This is a genomic window from Roseateles oligotrophus, from assembly GCF_014204525.1.
In the GTDB taxonomy this organism is placed as follows: Bacteria; Pseudomonadota; Gammaproteobacteria; order Burkholderiales; family Burkholderiaceae_C; genus Paucibacter_A; species Paucibacter_A oligotrophus_A.
The window spans coordinates 430,478-453,487 of record NZ_JACHLP010000003.1 but is presented as its reverse complement, the minus strand read 5'-3'; the positions used below and the strand labels follow the sequence as shown (position 1 = coordinate 453,487).

25 protein-coding genes are annotated in these 23,010 nt (G+C 67.0%); 14 read left to right on the top strand and 11 right to left on the bottom strand.

The genetic code is table 11. The features are described from left to right. Window positions 1-5 precede the first annotated feature (5 nt). Window positions 6-212 carry a hypothetical protein gene (locus HNP55_RS09710; RefSeq protein WP_184298677.1) on the bottom strand — a complete coding sequence of 69 codons (207 nt, stop codon included), beginning with the start codon at window positions 210-212 and terminating at the stop codon, window positions 6-8. A gap of 133 nt (window positions 213-345) precedes the next feature. Next, on the bottom strand, window positions 346-1,626 hold the full coding sequence (locus HNP55_RS09705; RefSeq protein ID WP_221439521.1) for a TIR domain-containing protein: 1,281 nt from the start codon (window positions 1,624-1,626) through the stop codon (window positions 346-348). A gap of 98 nt (window positions 1,627-1,724) precedes the next feature. Between HNP55_RS09705 and HNP55_RS09700 the strand changes: the two genes are divergently transcribed. Continuing rightward, complete coding sequence (locus HNP55_RS09700) at window positions 1,725-2,444, top strand: hypothetical protein (RefSeq protein ID WP_184298673.1); 720 nt, start codon at window positions 1,725-1,727, stop codon at window positions 2,442-2,444. Then, window positions 2,441-3,121, top strand: a complete 681-nt coding sequence (locus tag HNP55_RS24255) for a phosphatase PAP2 family protein (protein WP_184298671.1) — start codon at window positions 2,441-2,443, stop codon at window positions 3,119-3,121. Before HNP55_RS09700 ends, HNP55_RS24255 begins: the two co-directional genes overlap by 4 nt. Here HNP55_RS24255 and HNP55_RS09690 read toward each other — a convergent pair. Then, a complete protein-coding gene (locus tag HNP55_RS09690; protein ID WP_184298653.1) occupies window positions 3,028-3,369 on the bottom strand; it encodes a hypothetical protein in 342 nt (113 codons plus the stop codon). The two genes, HNP55_RS24255 and HNP55_RS09690, sit on opposite strands and share 94 nt — an antisense overlap. Window positions 3,370-3,463: 94 nt before the next feature. Here HNP55_RS09690 and HNP55_RS09685 point away from each other — a divergent pair, with 94 nt between their 5' ends. Next, the gene (locus HNP55_RS09685; RefSeq protein ID WP_184298651.1) at window positions 3,464-3,661 is read left to right on the top strand and encodes an oxidoreductase-like domain-containing protein; all 198 of its coding nucleotides are present in this window, start codon (window positions 3,464-3,466) and stop codon (window positions 3,659-3,661) included. A gap of 16 nt (window positions 3,662-3,677) precedes the next feature. Here the strand turns inward: HNP55_RS09685 and HNP55_RS09680 are convergent, their stop codons facing one another. Then, window positions 3,678-5,711, bottom strand: a complete 2,034-nt coding sequence (locus HNP55_RS09680) for an AAA domain-containing protein (protein ID WP_184298649.1) — start codon at window positions 5,709-5,711, stop codon at window positions 3,678-3,680. Between the two features lie 8 nt (window positions 5,712-5,719). Beyond that, complete coding sequence (locus tag HNP55_RS09675) at window positions 5,720-5,980, bottom strand: helix-turn-helix domain-containing protein (RefSeq protein ID WP_184298647.1); 261 nt, start codon at window positions 5,978-5,980, stop codon at window positions 5,720-5,722. A 141-nt stretch (window positions 5,981-6,121) separates the two neighbouring features. On the opposite strand from HNP55_RS09675, the gene HNP55_RS09670 reads away from it, so the two are divergent. Continuing rightward, window positions 6,122-6,874, top strand: coding sequence for a class I SAM-dependent methyltransferase (locus HNP55_RS09670; RefSeq protein ID WP_184298645.1), 753 nt, complete (start codon window positions 6,122-6,124; stop codon window positions 6,872-6,874). A 16-nt stretch (window positions 6,875-6,890) separates the two neighbouring features. Here the strand turns inward: HNP55_RS09670 and HNP55_RS09665 are convergent, their stop codons facing one another. Continuing rightward, window positions 6,891-8,357, bottom strand: a complete 1,467-nt coding sequence (locus HNP55_RS09665) for a TonB C-terminal domain-containing protein (protein ID WP_184298643.1) — start codon at window positions 8,355-8,357, stop codon at window positions 6,891-6,893. Window positions 8,358-8,673: 316 nt separating this feature from the next. Here HNP55_RS09665 and HNP55_RS09660 point away from each other — a divergent pair, with 316 nt between their 5' ends. Together HNP55_RS09660 and HNP55_RS09655 are read left to right on the top strand one after the other, a co-directional pair. Beyond that, entirely contained in the window at window positions 8,674-9,054 is a 381-nt protein-coding gene (locus HNP55_RS09660) for a MarR family winged helix-turn-helix transcriptional regulator (protein ID WP_184298641.1), read from the top strand. Window positions 9,055-9,056: 2 nt separating this feature from the next. Next, the gene (locus HNP55_RS09655) at window positions 9,057-9,962 is read left to right on the top strand and encodes an alpha/beta fold hydrolase (RefSeq protein WP_184298639.1); all 906 of its coding nucleotides are present in this window, start codon (window positions 9,057-9,059) and stop codon (window positions 9,960-9,962) included. A 12-nt stretch (window positions 9,963-9,974) separates the two neighbouring features. Here HNP55_RS09655 and HNP55_RS09650 read toward each other — a convergent pair whose 3' ends face one another. Continuing rightward, window positions 9,975-11,384 (bottom strand): DUF2130 domain-containing protein, encoded by a 1,410-nt coding sequence (locus HNP55_RS09650; RefSeq protein WP_184298637.1) that lies wholly within the window; start codon window positions 11,382-11,384, stop codon window positions 9,975-9,977. Window positions 11,385-11,813: 429 nt separating this feature from the next. On the opposite strand from HNP55_RS09650, the gene HNP55_RS09645 reads away from it, so the two are divergent. Next, entirely contained in the window at window positions 11,814-13,694 is a 1,881-nt protein-coding gene (locus tag HNP55_RS09645; protein ID WP_184298635.1) for a phosphoenolpyruvate carboxykinase (GTP), read from the top strand. Between the two features lie 168 nt (window positions 13,695-13,862). Here HNP55_RS09645 and HNP55_RS09640 read toward each other — a convergent pair whose 3' ends face one another. Next, complete coding sequence (locus tag HNP55_RS09640) at window positions 13,863-14,111, bottom strand: hypothetical protein (RefSeq protein ID WP_124449895.1); 249 nt, start codon at window positions 14,109-14,111, stop codon at window positions 13,863-13,865. Window positions 14,112-14,324: 213 nt separating this feature from the next. Between HNP55_RS09640 and HNP55_RS09635 the strand changes: the two genes are divergently transcribed. From HNP55_RS09635 to HNP55_RS09620, 4 genes are all read left to right on the top strand, one after another. Continuing rightward, complete coding sequence (locus HNP55_RS09635) at window positions 14,325-15,290, top strand: LysR family transcriptional regulator (RefSeq protein WP_184298633.1); 966 nt, start codon at window positions 14,325-14,327, stop codon at window positions 15,288-15,290. Window positions 15,291-15,337: 47 nt separating this feature from the next. After that, on the top strand, window positions 15,338-16,105 hold the full coding sequence (locus HNP55_RS09630; protein ID WP_184298631.1) for a YecA family protein: 768 nt from the start codon (window positions 15,338-15,340) through the stop codon (window positions 16,103-16,105). Between the two features lie 28 nt (window positions 16,106-16,133). Continuing rightward, window positions 16,134-16,919: a metallophosphoesterase gene (locus tag HNP55_RS09625; protein ID WP_184298629.1), complete on the top strand. Its 786-nt coding sequence runs from the start codon at window positions 16,134-16,136 to the stop codon at window positions 16,917-16,919. Between the two features lie 80 nt (window positions 16,920-16,999). Then, entirely contained in the window at window positions 17,000-17,422 is a 423-nt protein-coding gene (locus HNP55_RS09620; protein ID WP_184298627.1) for a universal stress protein, read from the top strand. Window positions 17,423-17,425: 3 nt separating this feature from the next. Here the strand turns inward: HNP55_RS09620 and HNP55_RS09615 are convergent, their stop codons facing one another. Continuing rightward, window positions 17,426-17,644, bottom strand: coding sequence for a hypothetical protein (locus tag HNP55_RS09615; protein WP_184298625.1), 219 nt, complete (start codon window positions 17,642-17,644; stop codon window positions 17,426-17,428). Window positions 17,645-17,793: 149 nt separating this feature from the next. Beyond that, on the bottom strand, window positions 17,794-18,720 hold the full coding sequence (locus HNP55_RS09610) for a LysR family transcriptional regulator ArgP (RefSeq protein ID WP_184298623.1): 927 nt from the start codon (window positions 18,718-18,720) through the stop codon (window positions 17,794-17,796). Window positions 18,721-18,832: 112 nt separating this feature from the next. Here HNP55_RS09610 and HNP55_RS09605 point away from each other — a divergent pair, with 112 nt between their 5' ends. The 3 genes from HNP55_RS09605 to HNP55_RS09595 all read left to right on the top strand — a co-directional run bounded on the left by HNP55_RS09605 (window position 18,833) and on the right by HNP55_RS09595 (window position 22,141). Continuing rightward, on the top strand, window positions 18,833-19,429 hold the full coding sequence (locus tag HNP55_RS09605) for a LysE/ArgO family amino acid transporter (RefSeq protein WP_246448302.1): 597 nt from the start codon (window positions 18,833-18,835) through the stop codon (window positions 19,427-19,429). Between the two features lie 43 nt (window positions 19,430-19,472). After that, window positions 19,473-20,753 carry a D-amino acid dehydrogenase gene (locus HNP55_RS09600; protein ID WP_184298619.1) on the top strand — a complete coding sequence of 427 codons (1,281 nt, stop codon included), beginning with the start codon at window positions 19,473-19,475 and terminating at the stop codon, window positions 20,751-20,753. 71 nt (window positions 20,754-20,824) lie between these two features. Next, complete coding sequence (locus tag HNP55_RS09595; protein WP_184298617.1) at window positions 20,825-22,141, top strand: Hsp70 family protein; 1,317 nt, start codon at window positions 20,825-20,827, stop codon at window positions 22,139-22,141. A gap of 55 nt (window positions 22,142-22,196) precedes the next feature. Here HNP55_RS09595 and HNP55_RS09590 read toward each other — a convergent pair whose 3' ends face one another. Continuing rightward, window positions 22,197-22,838: a YecA family protein gene (locus HNP55_RS09590; protein WP_184298615.1), complete on the bottom strand. Its 642-nt coding sequence runs from the start codon at window positions 22,836-22,838 to the stop codon at window positions 22,197-22,199. Window positions 22,839-23,010: the final 172 nt, after the last annotated feature.

The following is a 23,010-nucleotide window of genomic DNA, read 5'->3' as shown; positions in this document are numbered from 1 at the left end:
AGCCCTCAATGCTGGGCTTGGTCCGGCACCCGGCGGCTGGACCACTGGGGTTGCCTGGCCAGTTCGCTGGCCGTGACCTCGTCGGTGGTCACCGCATATTCGTTGCCGCTGCGCTCCACGAAGTAAGCCGAGCGAAAGCGCTGCAGCAGCCCGCCGAGTGCCTGGCGAGCTTGGGTTTCGGGGCCGTTGAAGGTGAGTGTCAGCGTGGTCATGGTCGGGTTTCCGTCAAGTGAAGGCCGGTGGCTTTTTGCCGCCGGCCTTGTTTGAACGCCGAGGTGTCGGCGAGGTTGACGGGGGAGGTGTTTCAGCTTGTGTCGGCATATCACCCGCCCGTGCTGGCCGCGATCACAGCGGGAGCCTCGCCATCATCCCCACCGGCCCGTTGGCGAAATAGGCCAGCGTGCAGACCAGGTAGATGGCCAGGGCCAGGCTCAGCAGCGTGCGGTTGTGCCAGGTCTTGCTGCTCAGGCCCAGGCGGGCGCAGGCGAAGTCCCAGCTGATGAGCAGGGCGGGCAGGGCCGGGGTCAGCATGAAGTAGCCGATGAAGGGCACAGTTTGCTGCGGCTCCAGCGGCGGCAGCGAGGCCTGCACCGAGGCCGCAAACCACAGATTGGCCAGCAGCACCGCAAAGCCGGCCGCCAGCAGGGCCCGCATGCCTGCCTGGCGTGCCGCGCCGCTGCGCTGGCGCAGCAGCGGCTCCAGCATGGCCAGGCCCACGGCGGCGAACACCAGGGTGACCAGCACGCCGCCCTGCAGCGCGTACTGCAACGGGCTGGGCGCGGCGGGCATGACCCACAGCAGGCGCAAGGCCCAGTCGGCCCGGGTGGACAGCAGCATGAAGCTGCCGCCCGCCAGCAGCGCGATGCACAGGCTGAGCAGGGTCAGCATGCTCATGGGGTTGTGCGCGGGCAGGCCGGCCCGCACGCGGACCTCGGCCACCGAGCGATAAAGCAGATAAGGCCCCAGACCCCAGAGCGCCGTCAGCAGCAGATAGTGCAGGCCTAGCCAGAAGGCAGGGAGGGCGGAGAGGGTGGCGTCGCCACGGGCGCCGCCGCCGACCAGCCATTGGATCAAGCAGCCGCTCAGCAGCGGCAGTGCCAGGGCCGCCGCCAGCCAGCCGGCCGGTGCGACCAAGCCCTCCTTCAGACTCTGGCCCGGCCCGCGCTGGGCCGCCTGCTGCGGGTAGAGCGGGGCCAGCCAGCCCCTGGCGGCGGCGATGGCGTCGGCCAGCTTGGCGACGGCGGCATCAAACGCGGGCTCGCGGGCGAACAGGGCTTGCGCATCGGCAAAGCCGCTGATCTCGGGGGGTAGCAGGCTGCGATCGGGCATCTCCAGCCGGCCGATGATGAGGGGGTAGATCTGTTTGCGCAGGCGCAGCGCGGCTTCGATCTCGGTCTTGAGCCAGTCTTGCGTGCCCGTCTCGGCCGCCTTGTTGCTGCCGCTGCCGCTGCGGCTGCGCAGTTCGGTGATGAAGGCGTCGCCCACCAGCACGATCACGTCGGTGGCTTGCTGGAGCTGTTGGTCGAGGGAGTCCGCCCAGTCCGCGCCGGCGGGAATGTCGCGGTCGATGAAGACGGCGTCCGCGCCGAAGCGCGCGCATGGCACTGCGCACGCGCTGGGCTGCATGCTCGGCATCGCTGCGGCGGTAGGAAATGAACAGCCGTATCATTCCAAATGCTTCTGGTTCGGGTCGGCCGAGGGAGCAAGACTCCATCGGAGCAAGCATGATCATCCAAGCCAGGGGGCGGGTGTTGGCCGCCCGCAGCGCTTCTTCCTTCAAAGCGGGGATGGGCTTGCTGCTGATGCTGTGGCTGCCCGCCGCCCTCGCCCAGGCAGAGGCCGATTGGCAGCTGCGGCAGGAGGATCTGGCCACCGAGACCCGTGTCTGGCTGCAGCCCCGGCCGCAGGGGCTGCCGGCTTTTCGGGCCAGCACGGTGCTGGCCAGCCGCTTGTCCGCATTGGCGGCGCTGCTGCTGGACCACAAGCGCAGCGCGGACTGGGTGTACCGCACCCGCGAGGCCGTGCTGCTGAGCAGCGATGGCCCGACGCGCGGCGTGACCCTGGTGGTGACGGCCATGCCTTTCCCCTTGTCCGAGCGTGAGTCCGTCGTGGCCTGGACCCTGAGCCAGGATCCGCACACCCTGGTCGTCACGCTCAGCGGGCAGGCGGCCGCGCCGGCACCCCCACCCCACCCCGAGCGTGTGCGCATGACTGCCATCGAGTCCCGCTGGACTTTCGCACCGCGCGCCGATGGGCGGGTGGACGTGCAGTTTGAAGGCCAGGGCGAGCCCGGCGGCAATCTGGCCCTGCCATTGCTGCGCGATTTTGCGGCCGCCGCCGTGTGGGAAGGCCCCTGGCGCACCGTGCTGGCCCTGCGCGAAATGGTGGGCAAGCCCGAGTACGCCCAGGCCCAGCTGCCCTTTATCCGCGAGCCCGCAAAGTGAGCAGGGTCACCGACAAGGCCGCCCTGCGGCGCGCCTTCGCCTGGGCCGCGCTGCGCCTGAGCGCGTGGTTTGCCCTGGTCTTCTACACCACCGATGCCCTGGCCGCGCTGCGCCCGGCGCGCTCCCGGGTGCATCTGGATTGGGAGTTACTCATCCCCTACTGGCCGCCGGCCTGGCTGGTCTATTTCAGCGTGCTGGCCCTGCCTTTTCTCCCGCTGATCCTGCTGCCAGACCTGGCGCAGCTGCGCCGCTGGGAGCTGCGCATGGCCGCCGCAGTGGGGCTGGCGGGCCTGTGCTTCCTCGTCTGGCCGGTCGAGTCGGGCTATGCCCCGGCCGACCCGGGCGGGTGGCAGGCGTTGGCCCATCTGGCGGGCTGGGTTTCGGGGCGTTTCAATCTGCTGCCCTCGCTGCATGTGGCGCTCAGCCTGCTCACGCTGCAGGCCGTCTGGCCCTGGGCCGGCCGCTGGCAGCGTCTGGCCTTGGGGCTGTGGTTCGCCGCCTTGCTGGCCTCCGTCTTGCTGACCCATCAGCACCATGTGGCCGATGTCGTCGCCGGGCTGCTGCTGGCCGTCGGGCTGAGTCGTTATATCGCGCCTCCGCCCGCCAGCAGGGCCGAGCTGATCTCCCCGCATGCGAAGTCTTCGTCCTCAAAAATCACCAGATACCAGAAGGATTGATCCGGCGCGCCGAGTTCGGGCTTGAGATCAGTGACTGGCTTTGCGAGCTTGAGGCGCAGGTCCAGCGGCAACTCATCGGCCTCGGCCAGGCGCTGGCGGGGCAGGGCTTCGAGCCCGGGGACTTCTTCTCTGAAGTCCAGCAGCACGACCAGATCGTTGCTGCCGAAATGGCGTTGCGCGCCTTGGGCGAAGTTGAACACCCGTTCGTCAACGAACTCCAGCAGGCGAGGGGGGAGGTCTGTGTTCACGGGCATGGGCTCCTGTTGAGCGTGTTTGTAGGGGGTGCCATCGTAGTTGAGCGGCCAGCCCGCCCGGCCGCCATGGCCGCGAGACAATCGCCTCATGAACGCCGCCGCAAGACCTGACCCCGACCCCATGCCCCAGCCGCCTGTGCAGCCCGACCTCGATGCCTGCTGCGGCAATGGCTGCGAGCCCTGTATTTTTGATTTGTACGATCTGGAGATGGACGCCTACCGGCAAGCGCTGCGGGCCTGGCGGGCAAGGCAGGCGGAGGCTGAGGGATCGGCCCCGACTGCTTGAAGAAACCGGTGGGCGCTTATGTGGTCTCCCCCGCCTTCCTCCTCCAAAACCCCACATCAATCGCCTGGCTCGCGCCGCTGCGTTCATTGATGAGCCAGAGCGCCTGGCCGTCGGGGCTGAGGTGGCTGACTTCGCCGGTGTGGCGGCCGGCGCTGACGCGGCGGCCCAGGGTGTTGGCGGGGAAGTCGGGCTGGCGGGCCAGTGCCAGCAGGGGCGTGACCGCGCGCGCATCGCCGGCCAGGCGCAGGCGCTGCACGATGGGGGCGAGCAAGGGGTTGGCGGCGTCGGCCGGCGACAGGTAGACGAGGATCTTGGCCTGGGCGCGGCTGAGCGCCACATTGATCAGGCGCTGCGCTTCCTCGGTCTGCAAAAAGGGCTGGCTGCCGTCCACCGGGTCGAAGAACAGCACCGGCGCCTCGCTGCCCTGGGCGCGATGCACGGTGCTGACCTTGACGGATTCGGGCACGCCATGTGCCCGCAGGTGCTGGCGGATCAGCGCGCGCTGGGCGCGGAAGGGAGTGAGCACGATCAGCTCGTGGGGCTGCCAGGCGCCGGCTTCATCGCCATTGCCCAGGCCCAGAGCGGCGGCCACCGTGCTGGCAATCGCCTCGGCGGATTCGGCCCGCAGCGGCCCGCGCTCGGCGGCGGACCAGGCGCCGTTGGTCTGCAAGCGATGCACATGCACATGGGTGTCGGCGCCGATGTCGCCTAGGGCGCGGCGGCGGGCCTGGGCCCAGGCGGGGGCGGCTTGCGCGTCGGCCGCCACGCGCAGCGCGCCCTCGTAGAACAGATCGCTGACCAGCGCGCTGATGGGCCCGGCCATGCGCGATTGCTCGTCCAGCAGCGCGACCGAGGGGCCCTGGCGCGGCTTCTCAGAGAACGCTGATCTACCCAGCCATTTACGCGCAGCCCGGTCGGGGCTGCGCTGTACGGGCGAGAGCTGCTGCGGGTCGCCCGCAAACAGCCGGGCACGGCCCAGCGGCATCAGGGCCAGGGCGTGGGCGAGGCTGAGCTGGCTGGCTTCGTCAAACACCAGCAGGTCAAAGGGCGGCTCCCCATCGGGCGAGAGTTCGCGCAGGGTCTTGAGCGTGAAGGCGGCGCGGGTCGTCGTCATGCTGGCCAGGCGGCAGCGCTGCAGCACTTGCAGGCTGGCGGCGCGCAGTTGCTCGCGCAGCCCGGCCACACGCTCGGCCCAGGCCTTGAGTGCGGCGGCGTCGCGGGCCGTGGGGCGGGCGGCCTCGGCGCGGGCCAAGCGGGTGATCAGGCCTTGGTCGCCGGGGGGGGTCAGGTGCTCGCGGCCGGCGTAGGCGGCGGCGTCGAAGCGGGTGCCCAGGCGTTGCACGGCGGCGCGGCAATGCTCGCGCCGGCCTTTCTGCAAGGCCTTGTCCACGGCCAGGGTGGCCAGGTCCACCGCCTGGTTGGTGGTGGACAGCAGCAGCACGCGGGCCTGGGGGCGGCTGTCCAGATACTCGGCCAGCAGCACGCCCAGGGTGGTGGTTTTGCCGGTGCCCGGCGGGCCCCACAAAAAGGCGCTGCTGTGCTCGACCAGGCTCAGCGCCTGGCGCTGGGCGCTGCGCAGCCAGCGGAAGGGGGCGCCGCTCAGGGGCGGGGCGGTGGTGTCGAGCGCCTGCGGCCGGGCCAGATCGGGCAGGCAGGCCAGGGCGCGTTCGGCCCAGGGTGTGTCCCACCAGGCGTCGGCCAGGGCGTTCAGATAGCGGGTGGGGTAGAGGCGGATCAGGCAGTCCGCACCCGGCGGCGGGCTGCTGGCGTTTTGCAGCACCAGCTGCTCGTCCTCGGGCACCACGGCCAGCACGCTGGCGCCGCCCTTGAGCGGCGCACCCCACCAGGCGGAGGCACCGTCCAGGCTGTCGTCCAGCAGGGCTTGGGCAGAGTGTTGGCCAGGGCGCTGGCCCTCGGCGAACACATAGCCGGGCACCAGGGTGACGCGCCAGAGCGAGCCGTCGCGCTCGCTGCGCAGCACCTTGAAGTCGTAATACTCGGGCGTGGCCGCCAGCTCGGCGTCCAGCGCGGCCCGCAACTCGGCCAGCACGGGCGGGCTCAGCTCGGGTCGTCAGCCGTTTGCAGCCGGGTCTTGATGCCGTAGAGCGCCAGCAGGCCCATCACATGGCCGATGGCCACGCCGGGTTCGCCGGCCTCGATGCGGCCTATGGTCTGCACATGCACGCCCAGGCGCGCGGCGGCGGCGGCCTGGCCCTCGCCCGCACGCGTGCGCGCTTGCCTTGCGGCCGCGCCCAGGTCCTTGATCGCCTGGAGGGCTTCGCCGTCAATGTCTGCAGAAATCCGTTTTCCTTGAGCCATGGGGGGATTGTCGCCGTATGTGGGTGGGCCGGTTTGGTGGGAATTCATAACGTTGTTTCGCTACGGTTCCGGCGCCGTAAAGACGCGGCGGCAGCAGGCATACTGAGGCCGGCAAGGATGACGAAACAAGCCTTCAAGATGATGCTCATAACACCAGATGCGAGTCACTCGCTGCAAGACTTCGGCGCCCTGAGCGAGGCGGATCTGCGCGTGCTGGACGCCTCGCTCCAGGCCCAGGACAGCCCACGTTGGGACGCCTTTTACCAGGACCGCAGCAAGCCCTGCCCCTTCTTCGGCGAGCAGCCGGACGAGAGCCTGGCGGCCTGGCTCGCTGACGAGGCACTGATCCCCGCCGGCCGAGGCCGTGCCCTGGACCTGGGCTGCGGCAATGCGCGCAATGCCATTCATCTGGCGCGCAGCGGATTCCATGTCGATGCCTTGGACTATTCCGCCCAAGCCATCGCCTGGGCCAAGGAACGGGTGGCGGCTTCGGGCGCCGAGGTGGGGTTGCGGCAGGGTGATTTCTTTGAGCTGGCCCTGCCCGAAGCCGGCTATGACTTCATCTACGACTCCGGCTGCTTCCATCACATCGCTCCGCATCGGCGCGCTACCTATGTGGCGCGGGTGCTGCGCGCGCTCAAACCCGGTGGCTGGTTTGGGCTTTGTGCTTTCCGCCCGGAAGGTGGCAGCGGTTTCAGCGACGCCGAGGTCTACGCCCGCCACAGCCTGGGCGGCGGCCTGGGCTATACCGAGGCACAGCTGCGCGCCATCTGGTCCCCGGTGCTGCAAGTGCTGGAGCTGCGCCAGATGCACAAGCCTGCTGCCGATAGCGGGCGCTTCGGCGAAGCGTTTTTGTGGGTGCTGCTGGGACGGAAGCCCAGGCTGAGGGGCTGAGCTCTTCGCGCGCCAACTACTGCAAACGGACCGCCATATCGAAGTGCCAGCTGCGGCGGATTTCGATCACGTCGTAGTCGCGTGCCAGGGCGGGCGTGAAGGCCGGGTAATTGGCCTGGCTCTGGATGATGCGTTGCACGGCCTCGTCGATGGCCGGCACGCCGCTGGAGCGGACAAAGGTGATGGACTCCACCGAGCCGTCGGCGCGGATCGCGACGGTCACCAGGGGGGCGATATGGGGCTGTTTGGCCGCCTCGCGCACCATCTCAAAAGTCCGGTTGAGCTGGATCTTGCGTGCCCAGGCCTCGGCGTAGAGCTGCATCTCGGCATTCGAGTCGATGCGGCCGAACATGCGGCCGCGGCGCAGGGGGCTGGCCGAGGGGCCGGCCAGCGGGTCTTGGCGCTTGGCTGCGGCGGCCGCCGCGGCATCGCGCCTGGCGGCTTCTTCGTTGAGCTGGCGGCCTATGGCCTTGAGCTTTTCCTCGCGCAAATCGGCTTCCGCCTTGATCGCTTCCTGACGCGCGGCCTCGGCCCTGGCCGCCGCGGCTTGGCGAGCCGCGGCCTCCTGCCTGGCGGCTTCCTGGCGTGCGGCTTCTTGCTTGGCGGCGTTGGCTGCCGCTGCAGTTGCCGCCGCTGCCGTCGCAGCGGCTTGCCGGGCCGCTTCCTGTCGGGCGGCCTCCTGCTGCGCGGCTTCCAGCTTGGCTGCCGCCTGGCGTTCGGCTTCAAGTTTGGCGGCCTCTGCCCGTGCCGCCTCCAGCCGTTCGGCTTCCTGCCTTGCTTCCTGTTTGGCGGCCATTTGACGGGCGGCCTCTTGCCTGGCCTGCTCTTGCTTGATGGCTTCTTGTCTGGCGGCTTCCTCGCGCGTCGCCAATTCCTGCTTGGCCGCGGCCTGGCGTTCGGCCTCCAGCTTGGCGGCGGCGAGCAAGGCTTGTTGCTTCAATTGCTGTTGTTGCCGCAGCGCTTGTGCGGCGGCGTCTTCGCTGGGCTCAGGCGGGGCGGACGCCGCGAGCTGAGGGCTGGGCGCGCTGGGCACCGGGGTCAGGGGCGCGGGCGGGACGAGCCAGCTGGCGGCCTCGGTCTTGGCCATGGCGATCAGCGGGGGCAGGGCAGGGGCGGGCGGTGGAACGGGTGCTGGCGCTAGCGATACAGGGGCTTCGGCCACCGTTTCAAGCGGCAGGGCTTTGGCTATGGGCGCCGGGGTCGGAGTGGGCGCAGCGGGGCGCACTTCCGGGAGCGCGGTTGCTTCGGCGGGAGCGGGTGCTGGCGCCGGCGCCGTGGGCGGAGCGAGGACCACCCGCAGATCCGGCACCTCGGCCCGCCGCTCCTGCCAGGGCAGGCTCAGGCCGGGCAGGCCCAGGCCCGGGCCGCCGAAAGACAGGCTCAGAATCAGCCCATGCAGCAGCAAGGAGAGCAGCAGGGCTTGCCCCGGGCGCCGGCGATCTGCTTGCGCAGCGGACCTAACGTCGAGGGCGAGCGCGCTCATCGAGCCCGCAACTCCGGGGTCATGCCCGCGCGCAGGGCTTGCCGGGCCGGCATGGGATCGGGTCGCAGCGCTGAGGTTGGCATGAATCGCATCCGCTCCATTGTCAGGGCCAAAGCTTGGAATTCTGGTGACGATTCTGGCCCAGGCGGGCGCTGGATCAGGGGGGGGCGCAAACACGTTTTTAGGGGCCGAACTCCAGTGCTGGGCTTGAAGAGGCTGCATATACTTCGTATGCGAAATAAATCTGGAGTGCATCTCGGCCACCGCTCGTTTTGTTTTTCTGCTGGGTAGTGCCCAGCGCCGGCTGCAGCAATGGATGGCGGCCGAGCAGGCCCGTGCGGCGCGGCAGGGGCAAAGCGCGCCCTCGCCGGTGCAGGGCGGCCTGCTCTTCATCCTGGCGCGCCAGGACGGTGTGACCATGGGTGAGATCGCTCAGCAGCTGGATCTGGCGCCCTCGGCCGTGTCTGGCCTGGTGCAGCGCATGGAGGCGCTGGGCTGGTTGCGGCGGCAGGCCTGCGAGCTCGATGCCCGCACCCAGCGGGTCTGGCTGAACGAGGCCGGGCGTGCACAACTGCCCGCGCTGCGCAAGGCCCTGGGCCATATCAACGAGCGCCTGGCGCAGTCCTTCAGCGAGGCCGAGTTGCAGACCGTGGCCCGCTGGCTGGAGCATGTGCAAAACCTGGGAGAGGATGAATGAGGATGAGCAAGTCATCGACGGCCTCGCCCAGGCCGGCCCTGTCCAAACCCGAGCCTGTGGAATTGGTTTGTGCCGACGGCCAGCGCTTGCAAGCCCATGTGTTCGCGGCCCGGGGCGAGCCTCAGGCGCAGCCGGTTTTGCTCTCCCCCGCCACCGGGGTGAAGCAGCATTTCTACTGGCGCTTTGCCGATTGGCTGGCCGGCCATGGCTACGAGGTGCTGGTGTTCGACTACCGCGGCATCGGCCTGTCCTTGGAGGGCAAGCTGTCGGCCTGCAAGGCGCAGTTGCTGGACTGGGGTCGCCTGGACCAGGTCGCCGCCCTGCAGTATTTGCTGGAACGCAGCGGGGCCGACCAGGCCTTGTTGCTGGGCCATAGCGCGGGCGGGCAGATGATTGGCCTGCTGCCCAAGCACGAACGCATCGCCCGCCTGGTGGGCGTGGCCGCTTCCACCGGCTGGTTCGGCGGCATGCGGCCCGCTTTTGCGCTGAAGGCGCGCCTGGGCCTGGGCCTGCTGATACCCCTGGGCACGCGGGTGCTGGGCTATGCACCGACCTCCTGGTTAGGCCTGGGCGAGAACCTGCCGGCCGCCGTTGCCCGCCAATGGGGTCAGTGGTGCGCGGCGGGCGGCTACGCCACCAATGCCGTGCGCCTGCAGGCCGCAGCCGACTTCCACGCCCAGGTGCGCACGCCCATCACGGTGCTCTATGCCTCGGACGACGACATTGCGAATACCGTGACCGTGCAAGACCTGCTGCGCACCTTGCCCGCCGCCCCCAGCGTCGCTCACCAGATTCGGCCCGATGAACACGGCTTGCGCAGCATCGGCCATCTCGACTGGTTCCGCCAGTCGCATCAGGCGCTATGGCCCTTGCTGCTGAGTGCGCTGCGGGGGGAGGCGCTGGCCTGAGCCGCCGCAGCCTCACTCAGGAAGGCCTGGGCCGCGATCCTTCAGCTCCGCGAACTTGGCCGCCATCGTCGGGTTGCCCCGCGTCAGCTTCTTGATCGTCACGTCTTGTGCCTTGTCGTTGGCCAGCCGCAGATTCCGGTCGGTGCCCAAGAGCGCATCCTTGGTTTTTTGCAGGTGGTCGATGGATTTGTCGATTTCTGCGATGGCCTTCTGGAAGTGCCCGGAGGCCAAGTCGTAGTTGCGCGCGAATGCGGTCTTGAATGAATCAAGCTCGGTTTCGAACTTGGTGATGTCGATGTTCTGCGCCTTGACCAGGGCCAGCTCGGACTTGTACTTGAGCGAGTTCAGCGCCGCATTTCTCAGCAGCGTGATGATGGGCAGAAAGAACTGTGGCCGCACGACGTACATCTTCGGGTAGCGGTGGAACACATCGATGATGCCGGTGTTGTAGAGCTCGCTCTCGGGCTCCAGCAGGGAGACCAGGACCGCGTACTCGCAGCCCTTCTCCGTCCTGTCCTTGTCGAGTTCCTTGAGGAAGTCTTCGTTCCGGTTCTTCGTCGCCGTGCGGTCGCTCTCATTCTTCATCTCGAACATGATGGAGACGATCTCGGTGCCCGCCGCATCCAGGTCGCGGAAGATGTAGTCGCCCTTGCTGCCGCTGCGCGCGTCGTTGTCCTTCTCGAAATAGGCCTTGGGGAAGGCCGTCGCCCGGATGCGGTTGAACTCGGTCTCGCAATGCTGCTCGAGGGTTTCGCCCACCATCTTGGTGGACAGGCGGGCCTTCATATCCCGCAGGCGCTCGATCGCATCGTCGCGATCCTTGATCTGCGTCTCGTACCTGTCCTTGAGCGACTTCTCGGCGAGTTGTTTTTCCAGCGCTGCACGCTCGAGCCCGTTCTTCAACTCGTCGCGCTCCTTCACGACCGGGCCGACCGCCTCCGAGATCGCCAGCTGCTGGCTCAGCGCCACGGCATCGAGCCTGGCCCGCAAACCCTGGATCTCGGCGTCCTTGGCGGCGGCGGCTTTTTGCAGCTCGTTCATCAGCGTCGCCTCGGCAAGCTTGCTCGCTGATTGCCTGTCATGCCTGGCCTGCGCGAGTTCATTCGCGAGCCCGTCGCGTTCCTTTTCCACCGTGCTGAGCGCTTGGGCCACGGCCAGCTTTTGCGCGAGCTCCTTGGCATCGAGCCTGGCCAGCAGGTTCTGAATCTCGGCATCTTTCGTGGCGGCGGCCATCTTCAATTCAGCGGCGACCTGGGTGGTGGCCAGTTCGACGGCATTGCGCTTGTCCTGCTCCGCCAACTCCAGCCGCTCGTGCAACTGCTGCTCAAACTCGCCGTCCCGCACCTGCTTCAGGATGTCGGCATAGCCGGTCTCATCGATCTTGAAGGCCTTCCCGCAGTGCGGGCACTTGATGTCTTGCATGTTCTGGCTCCTCCCGCCCTTGTCAAAGTTCCGCGCATGCTAAGGCTCAATTGGGGCGCAAGCGGTGGCGGGGCCTAGGGTTTCTGTAGATAGCTTTCAGATCAATGCCTCCCCGCCCAAGCCGCGAATAAATGCAGACTCGGGCATAACTTCATTCGGCAAATGCATAAACCCAGGCTCTGTGCGAGTTACGGCATGGTTACATTGGGGTGACAATCGAAGCTGCGGCACCTCACCGGGTGCCCAAGATTGTTGAAGACCGAACCTCATCCCGCGTCGGCTTTGCCTTTTTTCTCTCTGCTTCGAATCGCCATCCTGGGCGAAGCCATGAGCTGCATTGGGTCAGGCCCGACCTGCAGCGCTGACCGTTGAGGTGAGTGCCTGCTGACGAGCTTGACCCAATACGACTTAACTTTGATTGGGAAAGCTATGAATCAGCCCGTGATGGAAGGCCTGCGCTTGAATGTGCCGGCCTATGTGAAACACCAGCGTTTGATCGCCTGGGTGGCCGAGGTCGCCGCGCTGACGCAGGCGCGCGATGTTTACTGGTGCGACGGCAGTGAGGCCGAGTACGACCGCCTCTGCGCCCAGCTGGTGGCTGCCGGTACCTTCAGGAAACTCAACCCCGAGCTGCGCCCCAATAGCTATCTGGCCTGCTCCGACCCCAGCGACGTTGCCCGCGTCGAGGACCGCACCTTCATCTGCTCGGCCAAGAAGGAAGATGCCGGCCCGACCAATAACTGGATGGCTCCGGCCGAGATGCGCGAGCTGCTGCAGACCGGGGACAAGGCCTTGTTCAAGGGCGCCATGAAGGGCCGCACCCTCTACGTCGTGCCCTTCAGCATGGGCCCCATCGGCTCGCCCATCGCCCATATCGGCGTGGAGCTGTCGGACAGCCCCTATGTGGCCGTCAATATGCGCACCATGACCCGCATGGGCCGTGCCGTGTTGGATGTGCTGGGTGAAGACGGCGTCTTCGTGCCCTGCGTGCATACCGTGGCCGCGCCGCTGGAAGCCGGCCAGGCCGATGTGAAATGGCCTTGCAACAAGACCAAGTACATCGTGCATTTCCCCGAAACGCGCGAAATCTGGTCCTACGGTTCGGGCTATGGCGGCAACGCCTTGCTGGGCAAGAAGTGCTTCGCCCTGCGCATCGCCTCCACCATGGGTCGCGACCAAGGCTGGCTGGCCGAACACATGCTGATCCTGGGCGTGACCTCGCCCGAGGGCAAGAAGTACCACTTCGCCGCCGCCTTCCCCAGCGCCTGCGGCAAGACCAATTTCTCCATGCTGATCCCGCCGGCCGCCTTCGAGGGCTGGAAGGTCACCACCATCGGCGACGACATCGCCTGGATCAAGCCGGCCGCCGATGGCCGCCTCTACGCCATCAACCCCGAGGCGGGATATTTCGGCGTGGCGCCGGGCACCAACACGCTGACCAACTTCAACTGCATGGCCAGCCTGAACAAGAACGTCATCTTCACCAATGTCGCGCTGACCGACGATGGCGATGTGTGGTGGGAAGGCATGAGCGACACGCCGCCCGCCCACCTGATCGACTGGCAGGGCCAGGACTGGACGCCCGCCATTGCCAAGGAAACCGGCGCCAAGGCCGCCCACCCGAACGCGCGCTTCACCGTCTCGGCCGTCAACAATCCGGCCCTGGACCCCGAGTGGGACAACCCCGCCGGCGTGCCCATCGATGCCTTCATCTTCGGTGGCCGCCGCTCCACCACCGTGCCCCTGGTGACCGAGGCGCGCGACTGGGTGGAAGGCGTCTACATGGCCGCCACCATGGGCTCCGAGACCACCGCCGCCGCCGCCGGCCAGCAAGGCGTGGTGCGCCGCGACCCCTTCGCCATGCTGCCCTTCATGGGCTACAACATGGCGGACTACTTCCAGCACTGGCTGGACATGGGCAAGAAGCTGCAAGCCCTGTGCGCCACGACGGGTGCCAAGCTGCCCAAGATCTACTGCGTCAACTGGTTCCGCAAGGGCGCCGACGGCAAGTTCGTCTGGCCCGGCTATGGCGAGAATATGCGCGTGCTGAAGTGGATGCTGGACCGCGTTGAAGGCCAGGGCCAGGGTGTCGAGCACGCCTTCGGCGTGACCCCGCGCTATCAGGACATCAACTGGCAGGGCCTTAACTTCAGCCAAGAGCAGTTCGACATCACCACCTACATCGACAAGGCCGCCTGGGCGACCGAGATGAAGCTGCACGATGAGCTGTTCCAGCAACTGGCCTACCACCTGCCGGCCGAGCTGCCCGCTACCAAGGCCAGCATCGAGGCACGCCTGCAGGCGGAGTAAACCGCTTGGACCGCTGGCCTCCCCGGTGGAGGCCGGCTGTTGGTGCCAGCAAAAAGTAAAGTCGCCAAACAAAAAGCCCGCCGATTGAACAATCGGGCGGGCTTTTTCTTCGCCTTGTCCGGTGGACCGGACCAGAGCCGAACGCCTGCTTGGCGCCCGGGTCTTGAATCAGCGACGGCAGTAAGCGGCGCGCAGTTCGGCGGCGAAGGAAGGCATGCTGCTTTCGTATTCCTTGGCCAGGGCCAGGATTTCACGCTCGGCGCGGGCATCGGCGGCGGCGGCCATGCGGGCCTTGACCGACGCAATCAGGCGCAGCCAGACGCGGGCGCCGATGGAGGCCACGGAACCGCCGTGACGCACATTGTTGCGAACGTTGTAGCTGAGGGGACGGCCGAAGGTTTGGGTAGCGACGCTCATGATGATTCTCTTCCTTGATTTGAGTTCGTTGATCAGAGGACGGGTCGGCGTTATCTGGGCAATCGGACTGCGGTGATGGGTGGTTTCTTGAACCGATGGGCGAATTATGGGGTTTACCCTAGGAATGTCGCCAATGAATTGTTTGAATCTAAGATATAAATGGAGCGCATAACGTCACCAAGCAAGCCCTGAAAACCCAGGCGGAGCGGCTCAATGAACTTCCTGAATCTGGATCTGAACCTGCTGCGGGTCTTCGATGCCGTGATGGCCGAGCGCAATCTGACCCGTGCCGCCGAACGCCTGGCCATGAGCCAGCCGGCCGTCAGCCATGCGCTCAAGCGCTTGCGCGAGGCCTTGGGCGAAGAGTTGTTTGTCCGCCAGGCCTTTGGCATGAAGCCCACCTCGCGGGCCGAAGGTCTGTGGCCCGAGCTCAGGTTGATCCTGCAGCGCTTGCAGACGCTCTTGGTGCCGGGCGACTTCAGGCCCGAGATCGAGGAATACACCTTCCGCATCGCCATGGCCGATGCCACCGCCGCCCTGCTGCTGCCGCCTCTGGTGGCTCAGCTGGAAGAAGCGCGCGCCCTGGCCAATGTCCATGTGCTGCCGCTGACCACCCGCGACCCGCGCACGCTGCTGGAGCAGGGCGAGGTGGATTTTGCCGTGGGCTACTTTCCCAGCGCGGTGGCGGCCCTGCAGTCGCAGGGCAATCAGTCGCCGATACGTCAGCATCGCCTGTACGACAGCGAGTACGTCTGCGTGATGCGCCGCGATCATCCCCTGAGCCAGCAGCCGCTGGATCTGGATGCTTACTGCGCGGCCCACCATCTATTGGTCAGCTTCTCCGGCCGGCCCCATGGCTTTGTGGACGAGGCCTTGAATGCCTTGAACCGCAGCCGCCGCATCGTGCTGACGGTGAACCAATTCTTCACCGCCGGGCGGGTGGTGGCGCAGTCCGATCTGCTGACCGTCCTGCCCGCTACCTTTGTCGAGGCCACGGGCTACCAGGCGCAGTTGCTGGAGCGGCCGCTGCCGGTGGCGCTGTCCAAGGTGAATGTGGACATGCTGTGGCATCTGCGCAGCGAGAGCCGCAGCGCCCAGCGCTGGATGCGTGAGCGTCTGATCGAGGCGGCGCGCCAGGCCCAGCAAGCCCAGTTGTCCCAGCCGCTGCCGCCCGCTTGAGGTCGGGCGGGCGCCGCAAATTGGCGATCTGCGGCGACAATCGGGCCATGAGCCTAGACCTGACCGAATCCGAGTTCGCCGAACTCGACGAACTTCTTGCCACCACACCGGCACCCCTGCAAGCCCTGGATGCCTCCATGCTGGACGGTTATCTCTGCGGTGTGCTGGTGCAACCGCGCCTGATCGACATCGATGAATGGCTGCCCAATATCTTTGACTACGACGGCGGCATGCTGCCCGAGGAAGTTGACCAGACCTGGCTGGCCCGCATCCGCGAACTGACCGAGAGACGCCATGCCGCGCTGAACCGCGCCATGGTGGAGGATGGCTGGTTTGACCCCGTCGTGCTGGACCTGAGCGAAGCAGCCGAGGGTGAGCAAGCCGCCGCCCCCGCCGCCGACGAAGACCCCGAGCAGGCCGCTGCCCGCGCCACCTACGACGGCATGAGCCTGATATCGCGCACCCTGATGCCCTGGGTGGCCGGCTTTCAACATGCAGCGCTGTGCTTCCCTGAGTTGTCCGAGATGGACGACGATGCGGTGATGACGGCCCTGGCCCGCCTCTACCGCCATCTGCCGGCCGAGACGCCGGAAGAAAAAGAAGTGGTCGCCACCCTGGACCGCGAACATCCGCTCAAGGATCTGGACGATGCCATCGAAGAGATGGTGGTGACCGTGGCCGACCTCTGCGACCTGACGCAGGAGCAGCGCTACCGCGTCGAGACCCTGCGCCGCGAAGGCCCGAAGTTAGGCCGCAACGACCCCTGCCATTGCGGCTCGGGGCGCAAGTACAAGCAGTGCCATGGGGCCAACTGACGAGTGACGGGCGCGTGATCGCTCCTCTATGCGCCTGCAACTGCTGTCCGATCTTCATCTGGAAACCGAGACCTTCGACCCCGAGCCGGCCGAGGGTGCGGAGCTTTTGGTGCTGGCCGGCGATATCGACAGCGGCTGGCAGGCCTTGCATCGCTTCAAAGACTGGCCCGTGCCCGTCTTGTTCGTGCCCGGCAACCATGAGTACGACGGGCGCGATTTCGATCAGGCTCGGGCCGGCTTGCACGAGCTGTCCGCGCAGCTGGGCTTCACCTTGTTGGACGATAGCACCTGCATACGCAGCGACGCCCAGGGCCGCCGGGTGCGCTTTCTGGGCAGCACGCGCTGGAGCGATTTCGATACCTTCGGCGCCAGCCAGCGCGAGCGCGCCATGCGGGCCGCCGGCTATTTCCAAAAAGTGATGGGTGCCAGCCGCCATGGCGCGCCCTTTGACGCCGCCGCCGTGCGCGAGCAAGGCCTGCGCTGCCGCGACTGGCTGGCCGCCGAGCTGGCCCGGGGTGAGCAAGGCCCGGATTGGGAGGCCACCGTGGTCATCACCCATTTCGCCCCCTCGCTGCGCAGCGCCGACCCGCGTTACGGCAAGCAGCCCGGCACGGCCAGCTTCTGCAACGACGACGAGGCCTTGCTGCCCGGCGCCCGCCTGTGGTTGCACGGCCATCTGCATTGCCAAAGCGACTACCGAGTGATGCATGCCGACGGGCGCTCGACCCGGGTGGTCTGCAATGCCCGCGGCCATGGCCGCAAGGGCGAGCCGGCGGGTTTTGCGCCACGCGCACAGATCGCGGTTTTTGATTGATGCGGATCAAGCTTGGCGGCTTGATTCCTGCCAGACTGGCCCCACGCTAACGGCTTCGTCAAGCCAAGGAGGCAAAGTCCATGAAGATTCTCGTACCCGTCGACGGTAGCAGTTACACCAAGCGTATGCTGGCCTATCTGGCCGCCCATGATGAATGGCTGGGCGATGCCCATCAATACACCGTGCTGCATGTGGTGCCCGCCGTGCCGCCGCGCGCCGCCGCGGTGCTGGACAAGGAAGTCCTGAAGGGCTACTACCAGGACGAAAGCGAAAAGGTCTTGAAGACCTTGCGCACCTTCTTCAAGAAGCAAAACATCCAGGCCGAGTTTGTCTCCAAGGTCGGCGCGGCCGGCGAGGTGATCGCGGCCACGGCCGAGAAGGGCGACTTTGACCTGCTGATCCTGGGTTCGCACGGCCAGAGCGCCCTGCGCAATCTGGTGCTGGGCTCGGTGGCCACCAAGGTCATGGCCAACTGCAGCAAGCCGGTGCTGCTGATCCGCTGATCTTCAGTTATGCCGCTTGGCGCTGAGCCAGGCCAGCGGCGACTCCTGCGTGCGCGCCAGGCGCTGGGACTCCAGCTCGGGTTCCACGCTGGCGTAGCGATAGTCCTCGCTGCCGTCCAGGCTGGCTTCCATGCCGAAGGCTGTGCCCATATCGGCGGGGTCGGCTTCGGGCGAGGTGGCGGGGTTGCGGCGGAAGAATCGCAGTGATGGCGTGAATCGCATATCAAACCTCGCTTGTCTCAAACTGCTGCTGGCGTCGCTTTGTTGCGATCTGGTCCTGGCGAGTTCAGTGTGCTTCAGGCGATGACTGCGCGAATCCCTAAGCTGGGGGTGAATTTGGGCTTAGTTGGGAAAATGTCACGAGGCACCCCTCAAATCAGGGCCTTCTTGGCGCCTGCTGCCAGGGCCTGACCAATCAGGTCCAGCAAGGCCACGCGGGCCGGCGCGGCGGAAGATTCCGACAAGAGCTTCCACTGGTGCCAGTACAGGGCCACGTCCACGCCCACCTCGGGCCGCAGCTGAATCAGCTCGCCGCGGCTTACCAGCCCGCGCACCTGCAACTCGGGCACCACGCCCACACCCCAGCCCATCAGGGCGGCGCGGACGATGCCTTCGCTGGAAGGCACATAGCGTTCCTGCAGGCGCGGGCTGCGCAGGCCCAGGGCCTTGCTGACCCACAGCGCCGGCGTGTCGTCCTTGCGGTTGTAGACCAGGAAGGGCGTGTTGGCGAAGCTGGACTCATTCAGGCCCGCGGGCAGCCGGGCTTGCAGATAGGCCTGGCTCACCACCGCCACATAAGGCATCACGCCCAGGGCCTGGACCACGCAGCCGCGCAAGGCCTGGCGCACCGTGCTGACGCAGCCCAGCACCTCGCCCTGGCGCAGCCAGTCGTGGGTGAAGTCCTGATCGTCCACCACCAACTCCAGGCCGAAGCCTTCCTTCAGGCCGGCCTGCACCACGCCGTCCAGAGCCGGCAACACCCAGGTGGCCAGGCTGTCGGCGTTGACGGCAATGCCTATGCGCTCATTGCCGGCGGTCCGGCTGCCCAGCTCGCGGGCCATATCGGTGCGCAGGGCCTGCAGCTGGCGGGCGTAGCGCAAGAGCACCTTGCCCGGCTCGGTCAGGCGCAGCGGCCGCGAGCGCACGACCAGCAACTGGCCGACCTGGGCCTCCAGGCTGCGCAGGCGCTGGGAGACGGCGCTCTGCGTGATGGCCAGGCGCTGGGCGGCGCGCTCGAAGCTGCGCTCGTCGGCCAAGGCGGCCAGGCAATCGAGGGCGGAGGAGTCGAGGTCTTTCATAAGTCTTGCTAATGTACGACTAGAGATATGAATCCGTCTTCTAGTTTGCCCTGATCCTGCCGACAATCCGCGCCCAATGACGCCCGAGCAGCCCCTCCCATTCCATTTGCTGATGCAGGGCTGGCTCACCGGGGCCAGCCTGATCATGGCCATTGGCGCGCAGAACGCGCTGGTGCTGCGCCAGGGCTTGATGCGCAGCCATGTGGCGCCGGTGGTCTTGTTCTGCACCGTCGCCGATGTGTTGCTGATCTGCCTGGGCGTGTTCGGCCTGGGCGCGCTGATCGCCAGCAATGCCTGGGTGCTGAATCTGTTCCGCTGGGGTGGTGCTGCTTTTTTGATTCTTTACGGCCTGCGCGCCGCGCAGCGAGCCTGGGCGGGCGGCGCGGCCCTGCAGGCCGGCGCGAATGCGAGCGCCTTGCGCGCCACGCTGCTGACGGCCGCGGCGCTGACTTTTCTGAACCCCCATGTCTATCTGGACACCGTGGTCTTGCTGGGCACGCTGGGGGCGCAGATCGCGGCCGGGCAGCGCTGGGCCTTTGCCCTGGGCGCCAGCCTGGCCTCGCTGATGTGGTTCAGCCTGCTGGGCTTTGGTGCGGCGGCCGCCGCCGAGGCCTTGCGCAAGCCCTGGGTCTGGCGTGCCATCGATGCACTGGTGGCCTTGCTGATGTGGGTGCTGGGCCTGCAACTGGCTTTAAGGCCGCTGGCCTGAGCCGAAAAGAATTCTTGATATCTATGTCTATGGAGTTGTTGCAATGAAAGTTGTTGTCCTGGGAGCCGGCATCATCGGCGTGAGCACCGCCTGGTATCTGCTGGAGCAGGGGCATGAGGTGATCGTCGTGGATCGTCAGAAAGACGCCGCGCTGGAGACCAGCTTTGCCAACGGAGCGCAGATCTCCGTCAGCTTCTGCGAGCCCTGGGCCAATGCCGGCGCCCCTTTCAAGGTGGCCAAATGGCTCATGCGCGACGACTCGCCCCTGCTGTTCCGCCCCAAGCTGGACCCCAAGCAGTGGATCTGGGGACTGTCCTTCCTGACCCAATGCACGACCGCCGCCTTCGAGCGCAATGTCGAGCAACTCGTGCAGCTGGGCCGTTACAGCCACGCCAATCACAAGCTGCTGGCGGCCAAGACCGGTATTGAATTCGAGCGCCTGGAGCGCGGCATCCTGCATTTCTTCTCCTCGCAGGCCGACTTTGAAGCCGGTGCGGCCGGCGCCGAGGTGATGCGCCGCCACGGCGTGGACCGCCGCGTCCTGAGCCGCGACGAGGTGCTCAAGGTCGAACCGGCCCTGGCCGCCTTCGGCGCCAATATCCACGGCGGCACCTTCACGCCCAGCGACGAGTCGGGCGACGCCTGCGTGTTCACCCAGAAGCTGGCCAAGCTCTGTCAGCAGCGCGGTGCCCAGTTCCTGTGGGAGCATGAGGTGCTGGCGCTGTCACGCCAGGGCGATGCGATCGACCAAGTGCAGATCGCTTCTCTGCTGACCGGCGCCAAGCAAGACCTCAAGGCCGACGCCTTTGTGGCGGCCATGGGCTCCTACACCCCGGCCCTGCTCAAACCCCTGGGCGAGTTCCTCAATATCTACCCGGCCAAGGGCTATTCCGCCACGCTGAAGCTGAAAAAACCCGCGGCCGCCAGCGTGGTCAGCCTGCTGGACGACACGCGCAAGATCGCCATCTCCCGTCTGGGCGACAGCATACGCATCGCCGGCACGGCCGAGTTGGTGGGCTTTGACACCAATCTCAACAGCCCCACGGCCAAGGTGCGCTGTGACGCTCTGGTGCGCCGTTATGAGGAGCTCTTCCCCGGCGTGGCCGACCTGAGCGAGCGCAATTACTGGACCGGCCTGCGCCCCAGCACGCCGACCAACATCCCCTACATCGGCCGCAGCCGCAAGGCCGGCAATCTGTGGATCAATGCCGGCCACGGCACCCTGGGCTGGACCCATGGCGCCGGCTCCGGCCTGGCCCTGGCCGAGCTGATGGCGGGCCGCCGCCCGGAGATGGATTTCAGCTTCTACGGCCCGCGCGGCTGAACGGGCAGGCCGGCCGGGGCGGGGTGCCCTCTACAATCGCGCCCCTCCCAAGAATTCCAGCCTGCACGCCCTTGTCCACTCCATCTTCTTTCTGCGCCATCGACTTCGGCACCTCGAATTCGGCCATCGCCATTCCCAGCCCCGCTGCGCCGGGCTCAGCCCGCATGGCCTTGGTGGAGCTGGAGCCCGGCCATCTGACCATGCCCACGGCGGTGTTTTATTACGCCGACGGCAAGCATGATGCCGACGGCCCGCCGCGCGCCTTCGGCCGCGCGGCCGTGGCCGCCTATATCGAGGGTGCGGACGGACGCTTGATGCGCTCGATGAAGAGCATCCTGGGCTCGGGCCTGATCGACCAGAGCACCGATGTGGGCGCTGGCCGCGGCGTCAAATATGCCGACATCCTGGCCGGTTACCTCAAGCGTCTGCGCAGCAAGGCCCTGGCCGCCGGTGCTGCCGCGCCGCTCAACAAAGTGGTGCTGGGCCGACCGGTGTTTTTTGTGGACGGCGAGCCCGCGCGCGACGCTGCGGCCCAGGCCTCGCTGGAGGCCGCCGCCCATGCGGCCGGCTTTGACGAGGTGTTCTTCCAGTTCGAACCGATTGCCGCGGCCTTCGACTTTGAAAGCCAGTGCAGCCAGGAGCAGATCGTGCTGGTGGCGGATATCGGTGGCGGCACCTCGGACTTTTCCGTCGTGCGCGTGGGCCCGCAGCGCGCCCAGCGCCTGGACCGCCGCGAGGACATCCTGGCCAATCACGGCGTCCACATCGCCGGCACCGACTTCGACCGCCACGTCGAACTGGCCAGCGTGCTGCGCGAGTTTGGCTACCGTTCCATGGGCCCGCAGCGCGTGGGTTCGCCGGCGCGCGAGGTGCCCAGCGGCGTCTACTTCGACCTCGCCACCTGGCATCTGATCAACACCGTCTACAGCCCGCAGCGCGTCGCCGAGCTGCGCAATATGCGCAGCTTCTACGGCAATCTGCAGCATCACCAGCGCCTGATGACGGTGGTGGAAGACCATCTGGGCCATGAGCTGGCGGCACGCGCCGAGGGTGCCAAGATCGCCGTCTCGGGCGGTGGCGACACCGTCATCGATCTGGGCGTGGTCGAGACCGGGCTGAAGATTGAGTTGTCGGAACAGGTGGCGGTGGCGGCGCTGGACGGCGATATCGGCCGCATCGTCCAGGCCGGCCGCGAGACCGTGGCCCAGGCCGGTTTGAAGCCCGAGCAGATCAACGCGCTCTACTTCACCGGCGGCTCCACCGGCCTGCGCCTGCTGGCCGAGCGCATCGCGGCCGATTACCCGCAGGCCACCCAGGTGCGCGGCGACCGCTTTGCCTCGGTGGCCACGGGCTTGGGCTTGCATGCAGCCCGCTTGTTCAGCCAATGACATTGCGGGACAGACCGCCCGAGGGTAGCCCCGAGTAGCTCTGTCCCCAACTGATTTAGCGGGTTCGATTTCTCGGCGGTGGCCCGCGGCGGGCCGGCGGGCGCTGCGGCGCGGCGGTCTTGGGCTGCGGCCGGCTGACGTCGGCCAGCATCAGCGTGGCGACGACCAGGCTCTCCACCGCCTCGCTCGCATCCTTGGGCGGCTCCAGGGTCTCGATTTCCTCCAGCAAATCGTCGGCGTCTTCCAGATCCTCGGGGTCCAGATGCATGAAGAGGCTGGCCAGGGGCTCCAGCAGATCGGCCGCATCCTCGCGCAAGAGATCGGGGAAGACGTCGGTGGCCAGGGCAAAGCCCGCCACCCAGGAGAACACCAGCTCGGAGGGATTGGGGTCCTCGTCGGCCTCTTCGTCGTCTTCGTCAAAGGCCAGCTCGAACACCCATGGGTCGAACCACTGGCGCTGGGTGATGGCCTGGTTCAGCTCCTGGTAGCGGCGCTTGACCAGGGTCAGCAGCGGGCGGCTGTCGAAGCCCTCGGGCAGGGGCCTGCCCTCGCTGTCCAGCACATAGCGCGTCCACTGAAAAGCCTGCACGGCCTTGGGCTGCAAGAGCACGCCGACCAGATAGCCGTCCAGCATGCCGATGTCCAGCGGCTCCAGCGGGGCGGGCACGCGGTCCAGCAGCTGTTCGAGCTGGGCCATCTCCGCCTCGTTGAGCGGCTGGATTTGCGGCTTGGCTGCGGGGGGGACTTTGGGCGCCTGGGCAGGGCGCGGGCCCTTGGGGCCGGGGCGACCAGCGGCCGCTCGGTGTGGGGAGGGCGGGCGAGGGGGCTTGGGTGAACTCATGGCCGTATTGTCCCGCCGATTGGCTGGA

Bases quoted from the DNA above. Each gene is read 5' to 3' on its own strand.
- HNP55_RS09710 (WP_184298677.1), bottom strand. From the start codon at position 212: ATGACCACGCTGACACTCACCTTCAACGGCCCCGAAACCCAAGCTCGC.
- HNP55_RS09705 (WP_221439521.1), bottom strand. From the start codon at position 1,626: ATGCAGCCCAGCGCGTGCGCAGTGCCATGCGCGCGCTTCGGCGCGGAC.
- HNP55_RS09700 (WP_184298673.1), top strand. From the start codon at position 1,725: ATGATCATCCAAGCCAGGGGGCGGGTGTTGGCCGCCCGCAGCGCTTCT.
- HNP55_RS09685 (WP_184298651.1), top strand. From the start codon at position 3,464: ATGAACGCCGCCGCAAGACCTGACCCCGACCCCATGCCCCAGCCGCCT.
- HNP55_RS09675 (WP_184298647.1), bottom strand. From the start codon at position 5,980: ATGGCTCAAGGAAAACGGATTTCTGCAGACATTGACGGCGAAGCCCTC.
- HNP55_RS09670 (WP_184298645.1), top strand. From the start codon at position 6,122: ATGCTCATAACACCAGATGCGAGTCACTCGCTGCAAGACTTCGGCGCC.
- HNP55_RS09665 (WP_184298643.1), bottom strand. From the start codon at position 8,357: ATGAGCGCGCTCGCCCTCGACGTTAGGTCCGCTGCGCAAGCAGATCGC.
- HNP55_RS09660 (WP_184298641.1), top strand. From the start codon at position 8,674: ATGGCGGCCGAGCAGGCCCGTGCGGCGCGGCAGGGGCAAAGCGCGCCC.
- HNP55_RS09655 (WP_184298639.1), top strand. From the start codon at position 9,057: ATGAGCAAGTCATCGACGGCCTCGCCCAGGCCGGCCCTGTCCAAACCC.
- HNP55_RS09650 (WP_184298637.1), bottom strand. From the start codon at position 11,384: ATGCAAGACATCAAGTGCCCGCACTGCGGGAAGGCCTTCAAGATCGAT.
- HNP55_RS09645 (WP_184298635.1), top strand. From the start codon at position 11,814: ATGAATCAGCCCGTGATGGAAGGCCTGCGCTTGAATGTGCCGGCCTAT.
- HNP55_RS09640 (WP_124449895.1), bottom strand. From the start codon at position 14,111: ATGAGCGTCGCTACCCAAACCTTCGGCCGTCCCCTCAGCTACAACGTT.
- HNP55_RS09635 (WP_184298633.1), top strand. From the start codon at position 14,325: ATGAACTTCCTGAATCTGGATCTGAACCTGCTGCGGGTCTTCGATGCC.
- HNP55_RS09630 (WP_184298631.1), top strand. From the start codon at position 15,338: ATGAGCCTAGACCTGACCGAATCCGAGTTCGCCGAACTCGACGAACTT.
- HNP55_RS09625 (WP_184298629.1), top strand. From the start codon at position 16,134: ATGCGCCTGCAACTGCTGTCCGATCTTCATCTGGAAACCGAGACCTTC.
- HNP55_RS09620 (WP_184298627.1), top strand. From the start codon at position 17,000: ATGAAGATTCTCGTACCCGTCGACGGTAGCAGTTACACCAAGCGTATG.
- HNP55_RS09615 (WP_184298625.1), bottom strand. From the start codon at position 17,644: ATGCGATTCACGCCATCACTGCGATTCTTCCGCCGCAACCCCGCCACC.
- HNP55_RS09610 (WP_184298623.1), bottom strand. From the start codon at position 18,720: ATGAAAGACCTCGACTCCTCCGCCCTCGATTGCCTGGCCGCCTTGGCC.
- HNP55_RS09605 (WP_246448302.1), top strand. From the start codon at position 18,833: ATGCAGGGCTGGCTCACCGGGGCCAGCCTGATCATGGCCATTGGCGCG.
- HNP55_RS09600 (WP_184298619.1), top strand. From the start codon at position 19,473: ATGAAAGTTGTTGTCCTGGGAGCCGGCATCATCGGCGTGAGCACCGCC.
- HNP55_RS09590 (WP_184298615.1), bottom strand. From the start codon at position 22,838: ATGGCCCAGCTCGAACAGCTGCTGGACCGCGTGCCCGCCCCGCTGGAG.